A 22,470-nucleotide genomic window follows, 5' to 3' on the forward strand; every position below is an offset into this window, starting at 1 on the left:
GTGATGCACCCATTTTAGAAGAATGGCGCGTGAATCTCAAATCGTGGGAACTCATTGCTCCCACCAGCGTGCAGGCGTGTACGAATCGAGCGTTTCCAAAGAAAGCGTCTCGCCGATTTTCGGCGTCAGCAAATCCATACCCACACGCTGCGCTTCTTTTGATGCCCGCTCGATCGGGTCTGTCCAGCTGTGAAACGCCAAAGTGAACGCCGCCCAGTGAACGAGCATCATCTTCCTCCCCCGAACGTCGAGCGCCGCCTGCACCGACTGCTCCGGCGCCATATGCGAAGTTTCCCAGCGCGGGTCGTACTGGCCGCCTTCCATCAACACGAGGTCGAACGGGCCGTAACGTTCGCCAATTTCTTTGAAATGGCTGCCGTAGCCGCCATCGCCGCTCGTGTAAAAACGGGTCTCGCTGCCAAGCACGATCCAGCCGCCCCACAGCGTCGAATTGCGGTTGAACAAGCCGCGCCCGGAGAAATGCTGCGACGGGGTCAACACAAGCGTCAAACCGTTAAACGCCGCTTCGTCCCACCAATCCAGTTCGGTGATACGTCCCGCTTCCACTCCCCAGCGCTCAAGATGCGCCCCGACGCCGAGCGGCACGAAGAAATGCCCGACTTTACTTTCCAGCGCACGGATCGATCCGTAATCCAAGTGGTCGTAATGGTCATGCGTTAGCAGCACCGCGTCGATTTCCGGCAGCCGCTCGACAGTCTCCAGCCAGTCCATGCTATAGCGCGCGCTTCCGGCAAACGCCAAAGGAGACGCCCGTTTTCCGAGCATCGGGTCAACAAACAGCTTGAGCCCGTCGATGCTCAACAAAAAGGTCGAATGGCCGAACCAAGTCACGCTGTCTTGCGCGTCGTCGATGGCTTGCCAGTCAATGTCCGCTACCGGCAATTTTCCCAAAGGATTGCGCTGGACGTCACCGGTGAGCACGGAATCCTTCAGCATCGACAGGCCTTCTGACATGCGGATGACAGGCTCTATCGAATCCGCATTGGCGAACTTTCCTTCCCGGTAATTGCCCAATTCACTAAAGCGATCTCGCTGGCGTTTATCCGGGGTCGACCCGAGCGGCGCGTAGAGCTTTAAAAAAACGCCCGACAGAACGGAGACGGCCGCAGCGCCGGCAACTGAATACAGCATCAATTTTTTCATGGCTCCTCCAATGTCGAAATGTATTTCACTGCAGCAAGCAGGATTGTCTGGTTTTCACCATAGCTTTATTTTCCCTATTTGGCTATCGGCTCAAACGGTTTTTTGCAGATTCTCATCACTGTGGGAGTATAATGGCCGTACATAGAAAAATTCGAGCGGCTTCCACTATTTCCTGGAGGTGATTCCCATGCTAAAACGTTTAGCCATTTGGCTTAGTGTGATCATCGCTGGGTTTTTATTGTTCGCTGCCACACAGATCCCGTTCCAATTGTTGTAGTTCAGCGGCTATAGCGGAGGATGCTTAGCGCTACCTTTATCCGCTTATACCAGCAGATTGCTACCTCGATCGTCGAACACGCCTTGTGAAGCATGGCCGTGGCCATGTTGGTGATGCTCACCTACTCTTGAAAACGCTGTATCGAAAAAAAGAATTCATTCCTCGGTTCGCCAAAAAATCGCCCCCACCGCCATAAAAGTTGATCTATTTCGCTTGCCGCTGCGTTTTATAAGCAAGAAGCAACTACAAGGAGGAGGAAACAACATGGCCAACAAAAAATTCACTTTACTGCTCGCTGCCGGAATGCTGTCACTCGCTGCGTGCGGTCAAGACGACGCTGCCAACGAAGAAGAAACGCAAGCTCCTGCACAAGAGGAAAGCACGGAGATGGAAGAAATGCCTGAAGAAGAACCGATGGAAGACATGGAAGAAGACCCGGAAACGGAAGAAGATTCGACAGAAGAAGAGCCTGCTGAAGAAGCTGCCGAGGAAGAACCTGCAGAAGACGCCGAAAGCGGCGAACAGGCAAGTGCCCCTGAAGCCATGAGCGGCGAAGCTTCCGACTTATTGTCGAACGGCGAAATGACCAGCTTTGTGTTCAATGAAGCCGGGGAATACGCGATTTACTGCGAACCGCATCCAGTCATGCAAATGACCGTCATCGTCGAAGAAGGCGCAGAAGCGATGGATAAAGTCTCTGTCGACATCGCCGATTATGAATTCGGTGAAGACACGATCACCGTCGCACCGGGCACGACCATTGAATGGACCAACCAGGACCAAGTGCAGCACAATGTCGCGTTTGAATAAATCTCTTTACACAAAAACAGCACGGACACTAGGATTCCCAGTGTCCGTGCTGTTTTTTTATGAGAATTTATCTATAGAAAGGCGCTGGCTGGTACTGCCTCGAATCAAGTTCGACACCTTTAGAGAATCGGAATATCGGAATGTTCTCCACATTCAATGTAAATTATTGGTACAATAAATAAAAGTAGAGGATATTTCTTCTTTCATTCACCGCCCCGTATCAATTGAAACGGATAAAACCTTAACGAACGCCATACAACTAGAGGAGTGTCTCCAATTGAAAAAGAACATGAACTATTTGATCGTTCTGCTACTGGCTATCTTTATGGCCGGTTGTACCGAAACAGAACAAGCGGCAACTCCAGAAACCGCGGTGCAAGAACAAGCCGCTGTTGAAACGGAAACGCCGGAAGAAGCGGAAGCCGACACCGAAGCGACAGAAGCAAGCAACGAGGAAGAAACTGCCGCAAGCGACACGGAACAAGGCGACACGACTGTTGAAGAAGAACCGGAAGCAGAAGAACCAGCCCCAGAACCTGCGCAAGAACAATTCGAAGGATACGAACTCGTTGAAGTGGACGGCGGCGATTTGTCGGGCCATCGCGAAGCGAATACCGTCGTCTCCATTGGCTTCGACGACCGTGAATACTGGGCTTTCACGAATGAACACGGCCAATTGGAACGCGTCACGGCGGACGAAATCATTTTGCAAGATGACACGAGCGAAGATGTATTAGATTCCGGCCGCTATTATTCCGACGAAGCCAAAGTGCCAGGGGTCGAGAGCGACATCTTGGACGAAGGGCACGTCATCGCGGATTCACTCGGTGGCGTCTCGAACGCCTATAACATCACCCCGCAAGAAAGCACGCTCAACCGCCACGGCGACCAGGCGTATATGGAAGACGTCATTCGGGATGCGGGCGGCGCCACGGATTTCGAAGCGATCATCACCTATCCCGACACCGAAACGCAAGTGCCTTCCAGCTACCAATACAGCTACACCGTCAGAGGCAACGAAGTGATCGACACATTTGATAACGTCAACCCTGATGAAGTCAACGCCTCCCTCGGTTTGACGGAAAGCGAACCCGCGGAAGCGGAATCAAGCGCTCCGGAAACGAGCAGCCCAGCCGCAAGCGGTGACGTCTCGAGCGTCGACGCAAACAGCAACGGGCAAGTGACGATCCAGGAAGCGAAAGACGCCGGCTTCACTATGCCCATCATGAGCGATCATTGGCTGTATCCGCATATGCGCGATAACGATAATGATGGGATGGTTGGGGAATAACTTTCGGAAGAACACTGACTGCCTGGGAACGACTAGAAATGAGAACTCACCTTTTCACTTAAACCATAGCACCCCAATACGTAAGGTTTTCAACAACCTAGTTTATGCGAATTGACGGTGTTTTTTTTTATTCTTCTCATTACCTTGCATCAGCGAATTCAAAATCCACATTCTACCCAAATGAAAGGAGATCTAACTATGAAAAATAATTCTAAGCGACTCATTTCGCTACTCGCATTGAGCCTGATCGCATTATCTGTATTCATTGTATGGTCGATTTCAGAAAGTGAGGCTTCTTACGAAAAACCTCAAGAAGCATTATTAGCTGAAAACGAAGACTTAGTGTTAATTCCCGCTTACATAACCCAAGATGAAGCGTTGTTCTTTTTTATTCGAAACGAAACTAATTTAGGTGCAGCGATGGTTTACAAAAACCTATGGGGATGGAAATCTGACTTTCTGACTTGGAGTTCTTTCAATTCGATCACGACTGGAGAAAAAATCGGTGGTTATCAAATTCATGGCGATGAGGTTATCTTTGGTTTAATGGAAGAAGGAGACAAGCGTGTTGTGATGCTGAACAACACCCCTGCTCCTGCTATTCCTTTAGAACTTTCATTGCCAGATGATATGGATAATGATCATTTGAGCGATTTGTCTCTGTGGTATTTTGAAACGGATGAGCTTGTAAATGAAAGCAGTTTAACCCTTGTGGAGCGAAGCACAAACGAAGAAATAGATACATTGCACATTCCTCCGTATTAAATTTGAACCGATGCTCTAGGGATAAAAATAAAAAAGAGCTTAACCAAAAGCTGGTTAAGCTCTTAAAATTTCAAGGCTTGTATGAACGAGCTGTCTGGTCATCGCTACACTATTGCCTCTTGTACAATGCGTACCATCTATAGACCTCAAATCTTCTTCCAATCATGCGTACCCTTCGCCCAGCCGCCGATCGCGACACCCATCGCAATCAAAGGCGACGCGAATTCCACATCTTCCATCACCAAGTACTGGTGGCTGAGCGGCATCAATTTCCCCGACAGCAATAGCTCTTCTCGCAGCTTCAAATAACGCTTCGGGCATTTCGGCGTAGTCGAGCCCGCAAACTTCGAGCCGCGCTGCACGACAAACTGCTCACCTTGGTAAAACCCGCTCGCATCCGCCCCGCGTTTCGACGTGATGTAGAATAATTCAGGCGGCGTCTCATGATAAAGCTTCACCATTCCGCTATCGAACGGATCGACCGCCTGCTCTTCCCCGGTCGCCGGATCCATCTCAAAAAAGCGGTACACTTCCCCAAACTCCGGATGCTCAATCGCCGTAACAAAAAACTCCTTTTCCATCAGCCTTCCCCCTATTCTAAGAAAATTGCCTTTCATCTCTTAGATAGATGGAAACTGCGAAAAAGGAGACAGGATGTTGAAAGTTTTTTAAAAAAGTTTGGTGTGAATACCTTACTGCTTCAATAAAGACTGAATGCGCTGCGGGTCGAAGCCAAGCACCCACTCGCCGTTGATGTTCGTCTGCGGAACACCCATTTGTCCAGTTGCCTGAACGAGGCGGCTCGCCGCTACCGGATCTTTCTGAACATTGACGTCTGTGTAAGCAATGCCGTTTTGATCTAGGAAGTTCTTCATCATGGTGCAATAAGGGCATGTGTTGGTTGAGTAAACAGTTACTTGGTTAGTCATATAAATTCCTCCTGTTTGAGTAGAATTATTTTATAAATTAAATATACCCTTTGGGGTATATTTCTTCAAGTAGATTGCTCACTGTTTTGAAGTAATCCCTTAAGGCACTTAGCAAAAAGGATTGGTTCTCACCCTCTCAGTTTTGTAGTATCTTCTTAATTTAATTAGTCAATTCAAAAACGGCAGGGTGAGTTTTATAATCGCTCATCCTGCCGTTATTTTAGTTTCTATTAATCGCTCTCCGCTCAAAATAAGCATGCAGCCGATATTCAGTAATTTCCTTTGTCCACTCATAAAGAATTCGCTGATGCTCATTACTTGGAGATACGTTCAATGAAAATAAATTATAATCAAACGTCACCAAGCCTTCTTTCGCACTGCCGCTCCATTTTGTCATCGGCATGCGCTCAATCAGATCTGCAATTTTCTTTTCATCGTAGTCTCTGAGCTTTCTGCCCTGCACATCATTGAAATCAGCATTCAAACGGTATTGTTTCGCTGTCAGGAACTCGTGGAAATACGGCGCAGCTTCCACTGGCGTAATCGGCTCCAGCCAGCTCTCCACGCCTTTCGACAACATATAACTCAAAACAACCATCTTATAGCTTTTGTTCATGCCAGTCTTCTCGACTTCCAAAAACCAATTCTGATGCTTTGTCCATACTTCAATCTCATCTGCATTCAGCTCCGCCGCATAAGCTAGCAAACCGAACCAGCTGCCGAACTCCTGCTTGATCGTCTTCGAATCCCCCGTACCTTGGAGATGAAATTCCAAATAAGTCGGGCGCCTGCCGAGCTCCCGTTTTAATTCACGGTAAGCAAGAACCAGTGCTTCTTTTCTAGGCGCGCGTTTTTTCCGCAGCTCTTCCAACAAATTGACGACTGCCAATTCTAAATTGAAATCGCAATTTGCAGGAACTAAAGGTTCGATACCTTGAGTTTTTCCTTTAGCTTGAGGCGCTGTATCAAATACCGAAAGCTTCAAATCGGCGTTGCGGTAATTGCCGATAAAATCGATAATTACGCAATGATCTTTTTCGTCCGCAATGCGCAGTCCCCGGCCGATCTGTTGGGTGTAAACCGTGAGTGACTCAGTCGGTCGAATAAACAGCAAGGTATCGACTTTTGGAATATCGACACCTTCATTGAACAGATCGACCGTGAAAATGATTTCTAACTCACCTGAATCCAATTGTGCTCTCGCAGCTTTCCGCTCTTCTGCAGGCGTACCGCCCGACAAACTCATCGAACGAATGTCGCGCTCCCGGAAAAACTGGTCCATAAATTGCGTCTGCCGGACCGTCGAACAAAAGACAATCGTACGCGTTTGTTTGTGCTTTTGCCACGCCTCAAATACCGCTTTAGCATAGTCTTCCCTCAACTGCGCTTGAAGAAGTTCCTCTTCGTCGTAGCGGTTCCCGAGCCAGCGAATCTTCGAGTAATCGGTATTATCGTATACACCGAAATAACGAAACGGCGCCAGCCAATTGCGTTCGATGGCATCGAGGAAATGAATAGAAATCGCAACATTGCCATCACATAAGGCATATACATCCTGATTGTCCATGCGGTCAGGAGTTGCCGTGATTCCAAGCAAAAACTGCGGATTAAAATGTTCCAATAGCCTTCTATAAGTCGGGGAAGCTGCATGGTGGAATTCATCCACAACGATTAAATCGAATGCATCCCGCTCGAATTGAGCCAAGTGATACTCACTTCCCAGTGTATAGATGGAAGCAAACAGAAAATCCGCGGATGTGTCTTTTTCAGTTGCATGGTAGAACGCAGACTTTTTATATGGGTGAACTTTTTGGAACGATTCTTTTGCCTGCTGGAGGATCTCCTGGCGATGTGCAACAAACAACACTCGCTTGAATTTCTTCGCAAAAAATGCCGCGAGATAGGTTTTTCCGAGTCCTGTCGCAAGTACAGCCATCGCCCGACTATACTCTTCTTCTATCACCGTATCGAGTGCATCAAGTGCTTCCTGCTGGGCAGGCCGAGGCGTTAATTCAGTTATGTAAGGTGTTTCTGTTTCAATAATTTCCTGGGGTTCTGATGACCCGAGCATAAGACCAGTTTCTTCCGCTTCTGACCAAACAGGGCTGATTGGTCGTTTGAGATTCGCTTTTTCATGAAGCATCTTGTATTCCTGGAGCGTTTCTTTGTTGAGAGGAATCGTCTCATCTGCGTAGAAATGTGCTAAAAACTGCTCAGCCGCTTCATCAAATACCGTCTCATCTACTGAGGTCGGAGCGATTAAATTCCATTCCACCCCTTCCGTCAAAGCGGAGCGGGACAAATTGGACGAGCCGACAATAAGATGCGAAGTTTCTTCACCGCGGAATAAATATGACTTGGGATGAAAGGAAGCGCCTCCGCTTTTCCACAAGCGAATTTCAGCAGACGGTAATTCATCCAGCAAAATCTCAAGTGCTTCCGGCTGCGTTACAAAAAGATAATCACCGATTAATAATTTGATCGGCACACCTCGGTCTGCCGCTTCTTTCAAGAACGGTATCACGATTCGCACACCCGATTTCATCGCAAACGCCGTAATCCAATTAATCTCTATAGCTTCTTGAGCTAAGCGATTCAAATGACTCACGAGCTGCGAAGTGACCAGCTGCAGTTTACTCATCTTCAACCTCGATTAAAAAGATACGTTCTTTAAAACCGCCGCGTTTTGCTGCTTTTTTCACGCGAACTTCTTCAACTTCTTCAAATGAGGATCCATTAAGTTCAGCAGCTGCATGAATCAGTTCGAGAATGTCTGCGAGCTCCTCTATTGCATCTTTTTTATTATCAGTTTCCTCAAATTCACGAAGCTCCTCTGAGAGTTTTTTCGTTACTTCTGTTTTATATTCTTCTTCTAACAAAATACGGGTTTCGAATTGAAGACATCTTTTTTTGATTACTTGCGGAATTTTGTCCCTTACTAGTTTGTTGTAAATCGGCATTTCGAGATCTCCTTTAAATCAGTCGTTAATATTCTTTTGAAAAATAAATTACTATAAAATAACATTTATTCAGATATTATACTACCATCCTTTTCTACATAATAAGTTTTCTTAATAGTATCGCATTCATTAAATATACTTTTAAGAGCAACTTTGTTTTTTATATTCGATTTTTCTATAAAATAATCTAGGCAATTTGACAACTTGGAGTTAGAAAGATGATTTAATTTATCATTAAAGGAAGAAGTTTGATTGTTAAAACTTGGACCTTCTTTGTCCCAGCTATGTTTCCAATGCACTACCCTTCCAGTATCTTCAAGGAAGGAATAACCCTTAATAGATATTGAGTTTGGATCTATAAATTCTACCTGTTCAATGACGTGTTTCCATACTTTCAATTTCTCTACCCCCATTTCAATATTTTCTACACTATATAATATCAGAATAATCAATCATTTTACGAATAAATTCAAAAAAAAAGTATTTTTTTCTTTTGCACATATATTTTATCAGAGCCTTTAAACCCCATTCTTAATATCATCTAATCAGTCTCTAGAGAAAAAGGGACTTTAGCAGTATGCCAAAGTCCCTTTTAAACTTCAATTTAACTCGTACAAACTTTTAATATATTAAATATCGAATACCTCTTGTTTAAATCTAGGTTCTACTTCATCAATCATAACTCTTTTCTTTCCGCGTAAGTTTTCAAGTTGTAGCTTAGGTGAAGCCTCTACAAAATCATACTCAATTTTTGCGAAGGTCTTTAAGATGGCTTCAAACACAACTTGTGCACCAAGCGGCGGCACAGCCATACCAATCTGTTTGCGTACAGCTTCTTTATTGCCAGCGAACACAAAGTCGTCAGGGAAAGTCTGCAAACGTGCACGTTCTCTGTTAGTCAAAGCACGCAGTTCTTCCCAATGATACATATGCGTTCCACCACCACCACTGCCTGTTACCGTGTACGCCGGGCGTTCTGGATCTAAACGTTTATAAATTGAACTCATACGTGCACCCTTAACTTTAAGTTGCACTTTCTCAGGAATTCCTGGATACCAAGCGTTACTGCCTGGCGGTATGTAGCTCAACATCTCTTTAACTTTAGCCGTGTGTTTCGGCATTTCGTGGTTCGTAGCATCTTCTGGTATAGGCGGATTTAGGATCGCTTCGGATGCCGTTTTGTATTCAGTCGATGCAAGCGTAGTTGGCGCCGGCACTTTGAACACAATTCCTTCTTCGACTAGATCGTTTCGAATTCCTACAATGATAATTCGATGTCTTGCCTGTGGTACCCCGTATTCTTGAAACTTATATAAATGAGGAGTTAATGCATATCCGCACTCTTCAAGTTCAGTCAAAATTTGAATAAATGCTTTTCCTTCATTAGCTCCTTGGAGTCCGCCAACATTCTCAGCCACGAAAAACTTAGGTTGGTAGTCCTTTAAGACTTTAACCCCGTAGGTATATAAAGGCCCGAACTTGCCGCCTAATCCTTTTGTTTCGCCAACAATACTAAAGTCGTTGCAAGGAAAACCGAAAGCAAAACAGTCAATGTCACCGAGAATTGTTTTATCACCAATCGGCAATTCTTCAACAGGTCCCCAATGTACAGATGGATCATCTGGATTTCCACATATATTTAAACGAAAAGTCTCACATGCTGTAGCATCATAATCGTTCGACCAAAGGTGCTCAATTCGAAATTCTTCTCCTGTTTCAGGATGAATAACCTTTGCATTCTTTGCTGCTAAACTCAGCCCACCTGGACCGTTAAAAAGTTCACCTTTTTTAAATATCATAATAAAAATCGCTCCTTAGTGGAATTATGCGAAAGTATGTTCTTGCATACCCCTATGCTTATTAATTATACACTTTAATAAAAAAAAAACATCCTCATGTATATATTTGTTGGTCTCGTTAAATCCTATTTTCGCTTAGTGTATCTTTTCTTTGAAGGGGAATAATATAAAAAAGTGAGGGATAGGCTATGGCAGATAAAATTACTAAAGAACAGCGCCGGAAAAACATGCAGGCCATTAGGTCTCAGTCAAATTTGGAAAATAGGGTTTCTCGTCTGCTTTGGAACAAAGGCTACCGTTTCCGTAAAAATGATCGAACACTTTTCGGTAAACCAGATATTTCTATAAAGAAGTATAAAGTTGTAATTTTTATCGACTCGTGTTTTTGGCATGCGTGCGAGATCCATGGAAACAAACCTAAAAGTAATAAAGTTTATTGGGACAGGAAGCTTGCAAGAAATAAAGAACGGGATTTGGAAGTAACTGCACATTACGAAGAAAAAGGATGGTTTATCAAAAGGGTTTGGGAACACCAAATTAAGGAGGATCTTGAAAAAACAACTGAAGAATTAGCTCTTTTTATACAAAAAGCCAAAGAGCATTCTTCTTGGAAAAGAAACCTTTAGCTTTTTCTAGTTAGTAATTTTAGGAGCAACGTACTCCTGTAGCTATCTGAAATTTTTATACGTAAGACTAAACATAAACTAAGGTTTTCTACCTTGTTAACATAATCTAAATTTTAAAACATAATTTACAAAACTAGGAATATAGATCTGTCCTTCTACTTTTCCTCTTGTTTAAAATGTTTATACTAAATGAGACTTTTCGAAGCCAGCTCAATAGCAATACTCGCTTACTGGTATACTATAACCTCCTCATCTGTAAATATTTGATAACATGTACTATACTAAAATGAATAATTTTTTCAAAACCGTGTTTGAAAAATTAAGTTATCTATCATTGGAGGCAATTATGACTATATTAGATCTTTGGAAAACCAGTAGGAGTAGTTTCGAAAACAAAACAATTGAACAAATTTTGTCTTTTTCTGGAACCGGTAAACTTACTGATTCAAGTGAAACATCGATAGAGTTAAAACATTTTCTTGATCATATGCCAATTGATTATTTGGAAAGGTATGCTCACGATTGTTTAGATCAAAATTTCCCTAACAGCGGACTTGTATTGCAAGACATCACAAACCAAATAGGAAAAAGAATTGGTTTTGATGTGAAGTATGGTCTTTATCAAGGACGCAAAGGAAGCATCGGTTACGATGGTCTTTGGAAAGCAATCGACTCGCATAGTATTGTTGTGGAAGTAAAGACAACAGATGCTTATAGAATAAATTTAGATACAATAGCAAAATACAGAAAACAGCTGATTGCCCAAGAGTCTATTACTTCAGAAAAATCATCTATTCTTATAATAGTAGGAAGACAGGACACAGGAGATCTAGAAGCTCAAATTAGAGGTTCCAAACACGCCTGGGACGTTAGGGTCATAAGCGTTTATGCCTTAATAAAGTTAATGAAACTTAAAGAACAATTAAATACTAGACAAACATTTAATCAAATTAATGAATTGCTAAAACCACTAGAATATACGAGGGTTGATAACCTAATTGATATTGTTTTTAATGCTTCAGAAGATATTAATTCAAATGATGAGAATACAATAAACAAGGACTCGTCAGAAGATAATTTAACTAAAGAAAATCGGGCTAGTTACCATGATTTGTGCATTGCTCGATTAGAAGAAAAATATTCGACAAATTTTTTAAAACAAGGAAAGTCATTCTATATAGACAACACTAATAGTCAACATTTTGTCTGTATAGTTTCGAAAGAATATCCTAAAAAGGACAGTATTCGATATTGGTATGCTATCCATCCAAGGCATATTGAATTTCTTAACCAAAGCACCGCTTCAAATATTGCTTTTGGATGTGGATCAGAAAAGAAAATTATTATAATCCCAACAGAAATTTTCATTAACCACATTGATGAGTTTCGCATTACTACTAAAGATAATGGAAATTTTTATTGGCATATAGACATCATTGAAAAAGATAAAGAATATTTTTTACTTCTATCCAATTCTAAAAATCAAGTTAATGTGACAAAATATTTCTACTAAATTTAATTATCCTCCTCTATTAAAGGATATTTATAAAAAGAGCTATAGAATCGAATTTTTTTGTATTTAATGATAAGATCTTTTGCCTGCTCAACGGAAACGTAAACTATGTGTTCTCTAAGTACCATTCCTTGAACAAGTTCATAATCTACACACACAATATCACCCACGTATTTATTTTCTATGTATCTTTTCCATCTAAATGTATCTATATTTTTCCCTAGTATAAGATGTAGTATCATCTTCAAAATCCCCCAAATTTTCTTTAAAAAACAACCTGCCTTTTTAAGGCAGGTTGTTTTTTAAGCTAAAAATGCTAAATCAATGTCTTCAGACTCAATTCCTTTTAAATCAATTGAATACATTATTTTTACTATATGATCTAAAAATTCATTTGGGACTGCTTCTCTAAAGTTGATCAACGGAAATTTTTCGTCGATAGGATAGGACTTCATTTCATATAGTCGATATTTTTCTTCTCTAGATAAAGAGTTTTTCTCAAATCCTTGATTAATTAATGCTTGTTCTAACTTCGCTTTAGGATAGCCTGCTTTATCCAACAAATCCACTGTTTCATTAATCGACTTTCCATCTTCAGCTTTTTCGAACCTGCAAAAAATCAAAAATTGATTTCTAGCAGCATTTAACTGAAATTGATTAGAGATTTGAATAATATTGTCTGTTCTTAAGGTAGTAGACTTCACTTCATACATGCCTATGTTACTTTCTATATCTACCGTAGCTTGTAAATGCCCACTCCATACCGTAGAAGTGTTTATATTATAGAGCCATAATAAAGCAGTCAATTCCCCCAAGATACTATAAGGTTCTTTTGAAACAGCTTTATTCCCAATTAGTTGCTTGTAGCTAGACCACCATTCTACCGGATTGTTTAGAAGATGTTTTCTGTCTTCACCATCAGAACCAGGGTCTACTAAAATAGAACATATCGAAGCAAATTCATACCTGAATTCTTCATTCCCTGAAGTTAGACAAAGGAAATTTTTTTCTCCCTCATTTGTCACGATAAAGCGGGTTTGAAACACAGCACTTGAAAATCTTTCATTAACTTGGATATCAGGATCGATTTCTACTGCTACTCCATACTTGCCATAATCACGAAATACCCAGTAGTCATAGTCACCCTTACCAGCTTGTAGCTTAACCATTTTTCCTGGCTGAATATTCGATAAATAACTTCTTATCTCCTCTACATTACTCATATTCTCACTCCTTAAAATCATTAAGGCTATTTTTAACGGCCTCAGCTACTGCTTTCGATAAGAGAGGAGGGACCGCGTTACCTATTTGACGAAAAGCTTCGGTCATAGAGCAATTAAAGTAAAAATCATCCGGAAAAGATTGAAGACGGGCTGCTTCTCTCACAGAGATTCCACGAGCTTCCCAAGGATGTATATGACTATACGTGTCTGTGCTTAGATGAGCCACAAGTGTATGAGAAGGTTTAGAAGGATCTAATTTCTTCCATTTTGACAAAAACTTATTTATAGCATATGGAGGGACTATCGATTTCTTTAAAGCTTCATACAATTCCGGATGTGATTTTGCACGTATTCCTCGCTTTGAACATTCTTTTGCCAAAATTTTCATTGCTAGATCATGAGCATCACGATAATTGTCATTCGGTTTCATTTCTTCAAAGATCTTAAAATCTCGTTTAGTTCTTCTAAAGCCATGACCACTTACAGAGGTTCTTTCGTTATTATTGAAAGATCTCATTAATCGTTGGTACTCATTTTGAGGAGAGCTTTTGTATGGAAGAGTAATTTCTGGTTTATATAATTTATATACGCTGTTAGAAGTCGGAAATAATGATGGCAGATCAGACAAAGCGTCGCCAGCTGTCACCCAAAAAGGCATAGAATGATCGGCTTTTCTGGGCTCAATAAAATGTTTATTCTCCCTAAGCTTCGGTATCCTAGATCCGTTAACAGTTTTCACAGAATCATCTGGTTTTTGGTGCGTTGGCATCGGCATTTCAATTTTTGCCGTAAATTCTCTTTTAATCGCTATTACGAAAACGCGCTCACGAATTTGAGGTACTCCATAATCTGCTGAGTTCAGCAGTGTCCAAGAAGCTTCATAACCTCGCTCCTCTAAAATTTCACAAACTCTTTCAGGTACATTCATCCCATTGTAATTAACCGATTCAGGAACATTTTCCATTACCACTGCTTTGGCATCCACAGTGAGAGCTACTCTTAGAAAATCCTCGAATAAAAACCCTCGGCTGTCTTTAAATGCACTGCGATCTTCTCCCAATGAATTTAATTTAGCTCTGCCTGCTAATGAGTAAGCTTGACAAGGCGGACCTCCTATAACTATAGGATTTTCAGTTTCCTGCAAAAAATCTTTGAAATTCGCGGTCGTAACATCTCCGCATAAATGTTCGTTCTCTATACCTTTTTTCCAGTGCAGATTATAGGATGCAGTATTCGCAGCAGCATCGTTTAGTTCCATTCCTGCTTCTATATAAAATCCTGCCTCTTGAAAACCAAGAGCCAATCCCCCGCATCCCGAAAATAAATCAAGGACTTTTAATTGTTTAGCAGCTGTCTTAGTCAAAATAATCGAATAGCTCCTTTACGTAACCTCTCGTTCCTCCGTTATGGAGAGCCGGTTCAATCATTTTACCTCGAGTCGTATTTAATTTCATTACTTTACGGAAAATACCCGCGCTCCTTCCTTTACGGGATACCTCAAGATTTCCGTAATAATTCATAATTTCTCTGTAAAGATCAATTCGATATCCTAAACTGCCTATACGCTCAACAAGCTGTACAACATCATCGGTCGTATTGTTTTTTAAAATTTCTAATGTCTTCTCTTCTGAACCTTGCCATGAAAGGTGAATATACCACCATAAAGATTTAAAATATATCCGTGTTGGATGACTGAAAAATCTAGTTTCATTAGCAGTCCATCGGCTGTATACAACATCAGGAAGCAAAACTAGAGAAATGTATCTCCATTTTCCGTCTTGAGATGCATCCCTTTCAGAAAAGTTATATACTTCGTTTATTTTTTTATAAAAGTAAAGACCAAGCCGTAGATCATATTCATACATGGAGCCGTTCGATTCAGCAATGGTACTTTTAATAGATTTAGAATACTCTATAATATCTTTTCTAAATTCATCACTCCCTTTGGGGAAAGATAAATTTTCAAAATCTCTTTTACTTAATTCAGCAAACTTTTCCGCAGCATCTTTTCTACTTAGTTCTCCGATCAAAACCCTTCGCCTCCTACTCTAGACTCCCAGTCATTTCGTATCGAAGCTGCTAGTTTTTCTGGAGAAGATATATCCCAGTTAAATGTCGTTATAAAATAGAATATAGCCTCTCCAATGGAGCCGCTTTCGAAACCGTTGCCGTTCAAAATGTTCTGGCTGTCATCTTCTTTCATAACTTTTTCTACAATTACATGTAGTGCAGAACTGATTATCTCGGTCAGAACAGGGTTGTTCATCTGCTCTTTTTTACCACTAACAATATTGTAATTTTTATGAGCCATATTTAAATTGATAGCTATGTTTTCTTCCGTAAAGGAGTCACTCATAACATCTGTGTAGTTGAACGTTACGTACCAAAGCGGAGCTTCAGGAGCATGCACTTCAACAATTGGGAAAGCTGAACTTTGCCCGTCTATTACGAAGTTCTTGAAATCCAATACTCCTAACACAGTTCCACTATTCGATGCATATGAAGGACTAACTACACTGGAGGGTTCTTCTAAGTAAAGTACTAATTCGACAGTTAATTCTCCAAAAAGCTTTTTCTCTGAGAATTTTAAAGTATGCTCAAGAACACATCTTCCTTCTATGCTTCTGTCTATAACTTTTACTTTTTCAGTACCTCTCTGCTTCGAACTTTTCGAGTGCCACCTCAACGCGAATCCGACTTTCGCATCGTCCGTTGCTACTCCATTACCTCCAAATAAAAATTGAGGATTATTAATGTAACACTTGAAGTGTATATTCAAATCATGTTCGTTCACATCCCAAATTGCATCCTTATCTTCTATTAGAACAGTATTTTCATCTAAGCCCATTTCAAACTGAGCATCGTCTTCTAAAACTAGTTTTCGGATTTGGCCATTCAAAGTGTGGCTCAAAGAAACCGGCTCAGCTTCATACCCAATCTTCATAAATAATTTTTCATTCATCTCACGATAAAACTTTAATTCACTGCTCATGTATTTAGCACCTCTTTTGTAGCAACAGAAACTGCAGCTTGCACAAATGAATCATTTCTTGTAATTTTCATCTTCCCTTTAAGCTTCAACTTTTCGTTGCCAGTCCTAATCTCAATTCCGCTAATTACTTTGTTTATCTTGGTATAGTCATATTTAAACTGGAATTCTCTAAGTTTTTCAGCCGGATTTAAATACTTGTTATATTTAGCGTCATTAATTTCTTCAATGTAAATGTTTTCAACAGCAAGCGGGAATGGTGTTCCAATTCCCTTATCGCCTTCCCAACTGTTGCCTTTCATATGGCCTGTCTCAGAGGGTACAGTTAACTCAAATTGACCAATATGATTTTTCTCAACATTCAACTCGAAGACTATATCAAGTTTGTTGTTTTCGTTGATCTCTTGATCAATAATTTCGAATCCAGCTTTTCTAATTTGCGAGGTCCCCTTACCTCCTTTACCACCGCCCCCTCCTGCAGGTCCTGGACGTTTGCCGAAATTTTGTGGAGGTAATAATTTAGAAGCTAATGAACGGCTTAAGTAACTTCGTTTCCCTTTCTTAACTTCTGCACTGTCTTCGGCATAAGTTTGACGAATAGTTTTGTTAACATTATTTTGGATACGTGAAATAATCGTTATTTTTTTTTCCTCATCAATTAAATCTTTCCATGATGTATGATCGGCTTTTTCACTTCTGCGCAAGTATTGTTCGAGATTTTTATATTTTTTCATGTATTCACTTTTAAATTCACTTTCAGAGTTTGGAACAAATACTCCGATAATAAATTGGGTTTTGTCTGCCGAAGGAATATCGGCACACCATGCGCCATCTATTTCGTAGTTTACAATCATCCCTGGTTGTCTTAAATATAAAATCAAGGGCGGATTTTGCCCTTCCTCTACTGCTTCCAAGTTACTGTATAAATAAGGGGTATACTGGTTTTCCGGAGGAAGCATATTCAAATCTTTCATATCGAATTTGCTGTATGCAATCTTTCCTGCATTTCCCCCTGCTGTTTCTTTAAAATCGATTCTTAAATTTATATCTTCAACACTGAAATCTGCAATTGTGTTGGCTTTTGATGAAATCTTATTTTTTGTTTTACTCAAAGCTGCATTATACATTTCTTGAACTAGCTGAAAGTATCTCTCCATTGAGTTGAACTGTATCTTTTCACCTCCAACACGGGCATCTAACCAGCTTCCGTAAGGATACTTGGGATTATCAAGCCTTGGGCTATACCAGCGTTGGAACGCGATGGCTAGATAATTATCAATTTTATTATTCCACCAAATTTGCTGATCCTTTGGCAACAACCTCTCTTCATCAATAAAAGGTATAATAATTTTAGTTCCGGTTTCTTCATCTTTATAAGGGTCTATTGAAAAAACCTGTAAAATCTCTGCTATTTCTTTTTCATTTGTTAGCGGGACAGTTGCATCTTCTGCAGACTCTTGCCCCCACCAAGCGATCCCTCTTTTCGGTTTATTGTCCATTGAAGGGAGTAAGGCTTCCGGTTTACTCTCATCTTCGACCATAGTAGCAGCTAGTCTATGCTCGTATTCTCCGTTTTCTTTTTGAATGCGCGAGTAGTAAAAAACTAAACCAATTCCAAAGCGGAAATAAACAGTTTTCCCTAACCCCCACGAACCGCCTGCACCCTCCTTTTGTTGAGGTATGCTGATTTCATATACTAATTTTTGCAGATTTCCATACTCATTGTCTTCTACTTCTTCAGCATAAAATGGACCTGTTAAACCTACGGTGTTTGTATCAGCAATATACAAGGCTTTTGCTGATTTAGCTCCAAACCTTTTCTTTAGGCCTTCTTGGATGCCGTTCATATGACCAATTAAATCATCAGCATAAAAATCTTTAGAACCGATATCCACTACGACCGAATCTTCTCGTCCGGCTGAAGCATCTAAACTATTTTGCACTGCCTCTCGAATTAATAAATCGAGCAGAGGTGTATCATTATTTTGCAATAATTTTAAAAGAGAGCTGCCTCTCTCTGCCATTCGAGCATGTTTAGCTACTTCAATTTTCATTAAAATCACCTTCAGTTTCATTTTCTTCAATTCTCTTCAATTGCACAGTTAATTTTTTAGCTAAATTTCTATTCTTTTTGCCAGGGACAAGTATACTTATACCAATAATATCCTCATCAAACTCTAAATCAAATCTATTATGCTTCTTAGCATTATCAGCGGATGCTGTTCTAGTTGTAGACTTAGCGTCGACACGATAAATGAGTAATTGAGGCGTTTTTCCTAACCCTACTTCTTCTCTGTTGCTGTGTACTTCTTCAGTCTTCACACTTAAATCACTGATTTCCGAGCTCTTTTGTATGCCCAAATGTTTTAAATGATTCATATCAAAATCTTTGTATACATCTGAAGGATTTTTCAAAACCCCAATACTTACTCTGTCTCCAAACTTAGAAAATTCACCTTTTCGAGTACGCGCGACTTTACCCACGTTATAACTATTTAATTGCCAACCCTCTTCATTTTCATCAACCTTGCCCCGGCCTCCAACTATTACATTCCATCCAGTAAATTTTTCTTCCTTACTAATACTCTTATACCATTCAATAAAAGCTTCTATTTGATCGAATACAGGAGAGCTTTCAAAAACGTATTCGGTTAATATAGCTTCTACCTTTTCAAACGGCACATATTCCCACAACAGCCCTACTTTATCAAGCGTTACTTTAGGCTTATCTAGAGAATTCAAAAAATCTTCAGTTATTCTAATATTGTTTTTTAATACCTCTTTGTCATTTTTAAAAACAACCGTCTGACTAGATGTACCAGAGAAATCTAATTCTGTTTCTACAGCGTTCTGCATTCTATTCTTTGCAGTAATTCTAAGCCAAGAAAGCTGGGGAGAGTTTTTAATACGCGGCCCTACTTCGTTTGGTTTAGCCGTTCCGAGAAGAAAGGGTCTTAAATCTTCTCTCAATTCATATTCTAATGAAGCTAGGAAGCGAAACTTTTCTTGTGTATCTTCAGTCATCCAAATTCTCGGCAATAGTTCGTACCCTTTTCTGTATCCGAACCATCTGCCCATTTGCATCAAAGTATCTCCTTGTTTCGTTGACCTAAGGAAGAAAGTACTGACGAGGCCTTCAATGGTCAAACCTCTTGAAAGGGTACTGCCGCCAATAATAATGAAAGCAGGTGCATCACTTTCTACACGAGAACTGTTTTTATCTGGATAAGCCAATCGCACATAAGTATTCTCATCATTTAGACCATTATTAGCACAGTTATCAATGCACAAATGCGTTCCAGCATGATACTGCAGATCTCCTTCTTCGTTCAATTCAATATGTGAAAGCCGATTCTTTAGACTAGAAACATAAACGATTATATCTTCAAAGTTCGGATAGTCATTTATATTTTCATCCGGTATGCCATATTCAGGATAGCTTTTTCTAAAGTCGTCTTTAGTAAAATTACTTTTTTCTTCTTCGTATAGGGTTTTTGCTTGTTTCAAAAACTCTTTTTCAGAAAGACTGTTCAACCATCCTTCTATTGATTCAGCAATATATTTGTGGTGAGCCTGTTGTTGACTTGTATGTATAAGCATACTCACAGGTTTTTTATAGCCTCTAAATCTTTGAACCGCTGAAGCACAGTAAAACCATATTACTGCTTTCTGCAATGCCGACGGAAGTTGAGTGGATTTTCCTTCATGAACTTTTGAAACCTCTTCTAAATTCCCTTGACAAATGTCTCTAATAATATTTAGACCGCTGTATTCCTCAGTTTCATAAAGACCAAAGATCTCTTTGGGTCCAAAATATTCTGCTGGTGTTTTGAGCAGTCCAATAAAATCTTTCGGATATAATGATTCTTCTGTTGTTTCATTTAGAACATTAGCGTATGGCGTTGCAGTATAACTTAAATAATTCATGGCTTTTGGTCTTGCATTATTTTCTTTTTTTCCATTCACTAGTTCAACTATCAAACTGTTGATACGCGCTCTCTCTTCCTTCTCAGTATCTAAAGTGTTAATTCCAGCTTGATCCGCTTCATCATCGATTACTAATATTTTCATTTGTCTCAATTTATTCTCGTCAGCATATAACCACTTTAATAGGTTTTCCAGCCTCGTTTTATGTTTTAAACATACTGTTAAGTAACGTCTTCTATCTTGTTCTCCAAAGTGAAGATTTTGTGTACTATTTGCTGCAGACGGTCGTTTAGCAGGGTTATCCAATGCTTGCCAAGCAAGCGTACCAGCGTGATTCAAATCTCCAATCAATCTCTCCTCTGTCTGTTTTCTTAAATTATCAATTAAGCCAGACAGCACTACAAACATATTCCAGCCATGATCCGCGGCCATTGCCATAAGCCCAGCCATGTTGGCAGTTTTTCCTGATTGAACGTTACCTATAACCAAACCTTTGACTGGACCACTTACTGTAGTATCCTGATTTAGTTTTTTCAAAATATCTAAAGTCGTATTTTCTAATTCGTTAATCGAAATAACGGACCAACCATCATTAACTAATTTCGATTTGTATAATTGCCAAGATGAATGAGGGTTCTTTGGAATTCTAGCATCATTGTTCGATTTATCTGAGATGAGAATAGTCCGGTCCCCGGCTTCTCTAAACTCTTCTTCTTCTTTTTCAACCTTCTGTAATTCTTGTGTTATTTCAACCCAATTTTCTAATGTTATTGAAGATTCAATAACCCCCACGCTTTTTAATAGTCCTATCGCATCTTCTAAACTTTGATTATCAGTACCCGCTGAAGATATTATAGACTTCCAGCTTTTACCGTTTGCCTTCATATTTTTGATAGTATTTTTTATTGCATCATACCTTGGTCCTGAGTATTTACTCATATTTTCTCCTCCTGTTCATTCTTTTTTTTAATTGATTTAATTATATAGTAATTAAGCTATTGTTTGTTTAAAATAAGGATATTATTACCTTTAATTGAAATATTAAAGATTTACATAACATTTATTTTCTCTTTTTTTATCATATAGATAGATTTTATGATCGATAATCAATATCGAAGATTAAGTGATGTAGTACTTAAAAATATATACCCTTCTATTAAAAATTGAGTTCTAAACATAGCATTAAATCTATGTTTGACGTAAATAATTTGAAATCAAAACTATGATAATTTATCTTATTAAATATTTTGCAGTTATTAAAATTCGTTGGTCTAATACTACAATTTAGAAGAAGTATAAGAAATATGTAAAATATACCATATTCAAAATACTTCAATCTTTTTCTAATACAATTATATATAGAGGATTGTTCATGGAAAGTAGGGAAATAGATGAAAATGTACTGGCTGCTTGGCATCGTGTTGCTTGTCGATCTAACGCTGCTATTAGTGGATGATTACTTTCCGGGCGCACTCCGCTCTTTTGGCATCCCGGTATGGTCATTGTATGCGCTGCTTGGGGTTTTGGTTCTGGTAAGCACACTGACGCATAACCCCGAACTGGAGAGGCGCTTCGGGCTCCAAGCCTTATTGTTATTGTCTGTCTATCCGATGCTGGTGATGGTGTTATTGGCCTTGCTTGGCGGTGAGTCAGAGAGCGGCCTGTCTGTAACGAGCCCCCTCCTTTGGATCATATGGGGAGCGGTTTTATGGATGGGATGGCGTGATTATAAGAAAGACAAAGAGCAGGACGGGCAAGCGGCGGAATGAGTGTGCTTTATAGTTGCTGATACGAAATTTTGGAACTGGAATGGAAAGGATGAATCCCTGTTATGCTATGGATACTTACACAAAACAAACAAAACCTGATGAACGTAAAAGATGTTTCTGTAAAAGGAAAGCATATTGTAGGTTTTGTAGAAAACAGCCTATTGGACCAATGGAATAAGGTGATGGGTAAATACGACTCGAATGAGAGAGCATTAGAAGTTCTTACGGAGATTTTCGCAAAAATCGATCAAAGCGATGGGGCTGCTGTGACATTCACTATGCCTGAACAATAACCATATATGACCTATGCGTAGATTCGGTAACCTTCAAAAGGCGGCAACTCCTCTTTTGAAGGTTTTTACTTTTACACAGCCTATTTAAATGCATTTATGTCAATTTCAGTAGACTACGCAAAAGTATTCTGATTA

At 40.1% G+C, this 22,470-nt stretch carries 20 protein-coding genes; 7 read left to right on the forward strand and 13 right to left on the reverse strand.

Annotation, left to right across the window (positions count from 1 at the left end; genetic code table 11):
* Window positions 1–51 precede the first annotated feature (51 nt).
* The gene (locus tag G3255_RS15605) at window positions 52–1,164 is read right to left on the reverse strand and encodes an MBL fold metallo-hydrolase (RefSeq protein ID WP_211655313.1); all 1,113 of its coding nucleotides are present in this window, start codon (window positions 1,162–1,164) and stop codon (window positions 52–54) included.
* 541 nt (window positions 1,165–1,705) lie between these two features.
* Here G3255_RS15605 and G3255_RS15610 point away from each other — a divergent pair.
* The 3 genes from G3255_RS15610 (at window position 1,706) to G3255_RS15620 (ending at window position 4,307) form a co-directional block, all read left to right on the forward strand.
* Window positions 1,706–2,251, forward strand: a complete 546-nt coding sequence (locus G3255_RS15610; protein ID WP_211655314.1) for a plastocyanin/azurin family copper-binding protein — start codon at window positions 1,706–1,708, stop codon at window positions 2,249–2,251.
* A gap of 277 nt (window positions 2,252–2,528) precedes the next feature.
* Window positions 2,529–3,542: a DNA/RNA non-specific endonuclease gene (locus G3255_RS15615; RefSeq protein WP_249222143.1), complete on the forward strand. Its 1,014-nt coding sequence runs from the start codon at window positions 2,529–2,531 to the stop codon at window positions 3,540–3,542.
* Between the two features lie 198 nt (window positions 3,543–3,740).
* Window positions 3,741–4,307, forward strand: coding sequence for an aspartyl-tRNA synthetase (locus G3255_RS15620; RefSeq protein WP_211655315.1), 567 nt, complete (start codon window positions 3,741–3,743; stop codon window positions 4,305–4,307).
* Window positions 4,308–4,453: 146 nt separating this feature from the next.
* Here the strand turns inward: G3255_RS15620 and G3255_RS15625 are convergent, their stop codons facing one another.
* The 6 genes from G3255_RS15625 to G3255_RS15650 all read right to left on the reverse strand — a co-directional run bounded on the left by G3255_RS15625 (window position 4,454) and on the right by G3255_RS15650 (window position 9,995).
* Window positions 4,454–4,888 carry a DUF4357 domain-containing protein gene (locus tag G3255_RS15625; RefSeq protein WP_211655316.1) on the reverse strand — a complete coding sequence of 145 codons (435 nt, stop codon included), beginning with the start codon at window positions 4,886–4,888 and terminating at the stop codon, window positions 4,454–4,456.
* A 111-nt stretch (window positions 4,889–4,999) separates the two neighbouring features.
* Window positions 5,000–5,236, reverse strand: a complete 237-nt coding sequence (locus G3255_RS15630) for a glutaredoxin family protein (protein ID WP_211655317.1) — start codon at window positions 5,234–5,236, stop codon at window positions 5,000–5,002.
* 220 nt (window positions 5,237–5,456) lie between these two features.
* Window positions 5,457–7,877, reverse strand: coding sequence for a DEAD/DEAH box helicase family protein (locus tag G3255_RS15635; protein WP_211655318.1), 2,421 nt, complete (start codon window positions 7,875–7,877; stop codon window positions 5,457–5,459).
* Window positions 7,870–8,196, reverse strand: coding sequence for a nucleoside triphosphate pyrophosphohydrolase (locus G3255_RS15640; RefSeq protein ID WP_211655319.1), 327 nt, complete (start codon window positions 8,194–8,196; stop codon window positions 7,870–7,872). The genes G3255_RS15635 and G3255_RS15640 overlap by 8 nt, the downstream gene beginning before the upstream one ends.
* A 65-nt stretch (window positions 8,197–8,261) precedes the next feature.
* Window positions 8,262–8,594, reverse strand: a complete 333-nt coding sequence (locus G3255_RS15645; RefSeq protein ID WP_211655320.1) for a hypothetical protein — start codon at window positions 8,592–8,594, stop codon at window positions 8,262–8,264.
* Between the two features lie 231 nt (window positions 8,595–8,825).
* Window positions 8,826–9,995, reverse strand: a complete 1,170-nt coding sequence (locus tag G3255_RS15650) for a DNA cytosine methyltransferase (protein WP_211655321.1) — start codon at window positions 9,993–9,995, stop codon at window positions 8,826–8,828.
* A 188-nt stretch (window positions 9,996–10,183) separates the two neighbouring features.
* On the opposite strand from G3255_RS15650, the gene G3255_RS15655 reads away from it, so the two are divergent.
* Window positions 10,184–10,621: a very short patch repair endonuclease gene (locus tag G3255_RS15655; protein WP_211655322.1), complete on the forward strand. Its 438-nt coding sequence runs from the start codon at window positions 10,184–10,186 to the stop codon at window positions 10,619–10,621.
* A 346-nt stretch (window positions 10,622–10,967) separates the two neighbouring features.
* On the forward strand, window positions 10,968–12,134 hold the full coding sequence (locus tag G3255_RS15660) for a hypothetical protein (protein ID WP_211655323.1): 1,167 nt from the start codon (window positions 10,968–10,970) through the stop codon (window positions 12,132–12,134).
* Window positions 12,135–12,436: 302 nt separating this feature from the next.
* On the opposite strand, the gene G3255_RS15665 is transcribed toward G3255_RS15660, so the two are convergent.
* The 6 genes from G3255_RS15665 to G3255_RS15690 are packed head-to-tail and all read right to left on the reverse strand — an operon-like array spanning window position 12,437 to window position 21,212.
* Window positions 12,437–13,357 (reverse strand): PD-(D/E)XK motif protein, encoded by a 921-nt coding sequence (locus tag G3255_RS15665; protein ID WP_211655324.1) that lies wholly within the window; start codon window positions 13,355–13,357, stop codon window positions 12,437–12,439.
* A gap of 4 nt (window positions 13,358–13,361) precedes the next feature.
* Window positions 13,362–14,720, reverse strand: a complete 1,359-nt coding sequence (locus G3255_RS15670) for a DNA cytosine methyltransferase (RefSeq protein ID WP_249222144.1) — start codon at window positions 14,718–14,720, stop codon at window positions 13,362–13,364.
* Window positions 14,713–15,387 (reverse strand): DUF6339 family protein, encoded by a 675-nt coding sequence (locus tag G3255_RS15675; RefSeq protein WP_211655325.1) that lies wholly within the window; start codon window positions 15,385–15,387, stop codon window positions 14,713–14,715. Before G3255_RS15675 ends, G3255_RS15670 begins: the two co-directional genes overlap by 8 nt.
* The gene (locus G3255_RS15680) at window positions 15,384–16,349 is read right to left on the reverse strand and encodes a hypothetical protein (RefSeq protein WP_211655326.1); all 966 of its coding nucleotides are present in this window, start codon (window positions 16,347–16,349) and stop codon (window positions 15,384–15,386) included. Before G3255_RS15680 ends, G3255_RS15675 begins: the two co-directional genes overlap by 4 nt.
* A complete protein-coding gene (locus G3255_RS15685) occupies window positions 16,346–18,400 on the reverse strand; it encodes a hypothetical protein (RefSeq protein ID WP_211655327.1) in 2,055 nt (684 codons plus the stop codon). Before G3255_RS15685 ends, G3255_RS15680 begins: the two co-directional genes overlap by 4 nt.
* Window positions 18,390–21,212 (reverse strand): Z1 domain-containing protein, encoded by a 2,823-nt coding sequence (locus tag G3255_RS15690; protein ID WP_211655328.1) that lies wholly within the window; start codon window positions 21,210–21,212, stop codon window positions 18,390–18,392. Before G3255_RS15690 ends, G3255_RS15685 begins: the two co-directional genes overlap by 11 nt.
* A 452-nt stretch (window positions 21,213–21,664) precedes the next feature.
* Between G3255_RS15690 and G3255_RS15695 the strand changes: the two genes are divergently transcribed.
* Together G3255_RS15695 and G3255_RS15700 are read left to right on the forward strand one after the other, a co-directional pair.
* Window positions 21,665–22,042, forward strand: coding sequence for a hypothetical protein (locus G3255_RS15695; RefSeq protein ID WP_211655329.1), 378 nt, complete (start codon window positions 21,665–21,667; stop codon window positions 22,040–22,042).
* A gap of 62 nt (window positions 22,043–22,104) precedes the next feature.
* Window positions 22,105–22,335 (forward strand): hypothetical protein, encoded by a 231-nt coding sequence (locus G3255_RS15700; protein ID WP_211655330.1) that lies wholly within the window; start codon window positions 22,105–22,107, stop codon window positions 22,333–22,335.
* Window positions 22,336–22,470 lie beyond the last annotated feature (135 nt).

This window comes from Planococcus sp. MSAK28401 (genome assembly GCF_018283455.1).
GTDB classification, from domain to species: Bacteria; Bacillota; Bacilli; order Bacillales_A; family Planococcaceae; genus Planococcus; species Planococcus alpniumensis.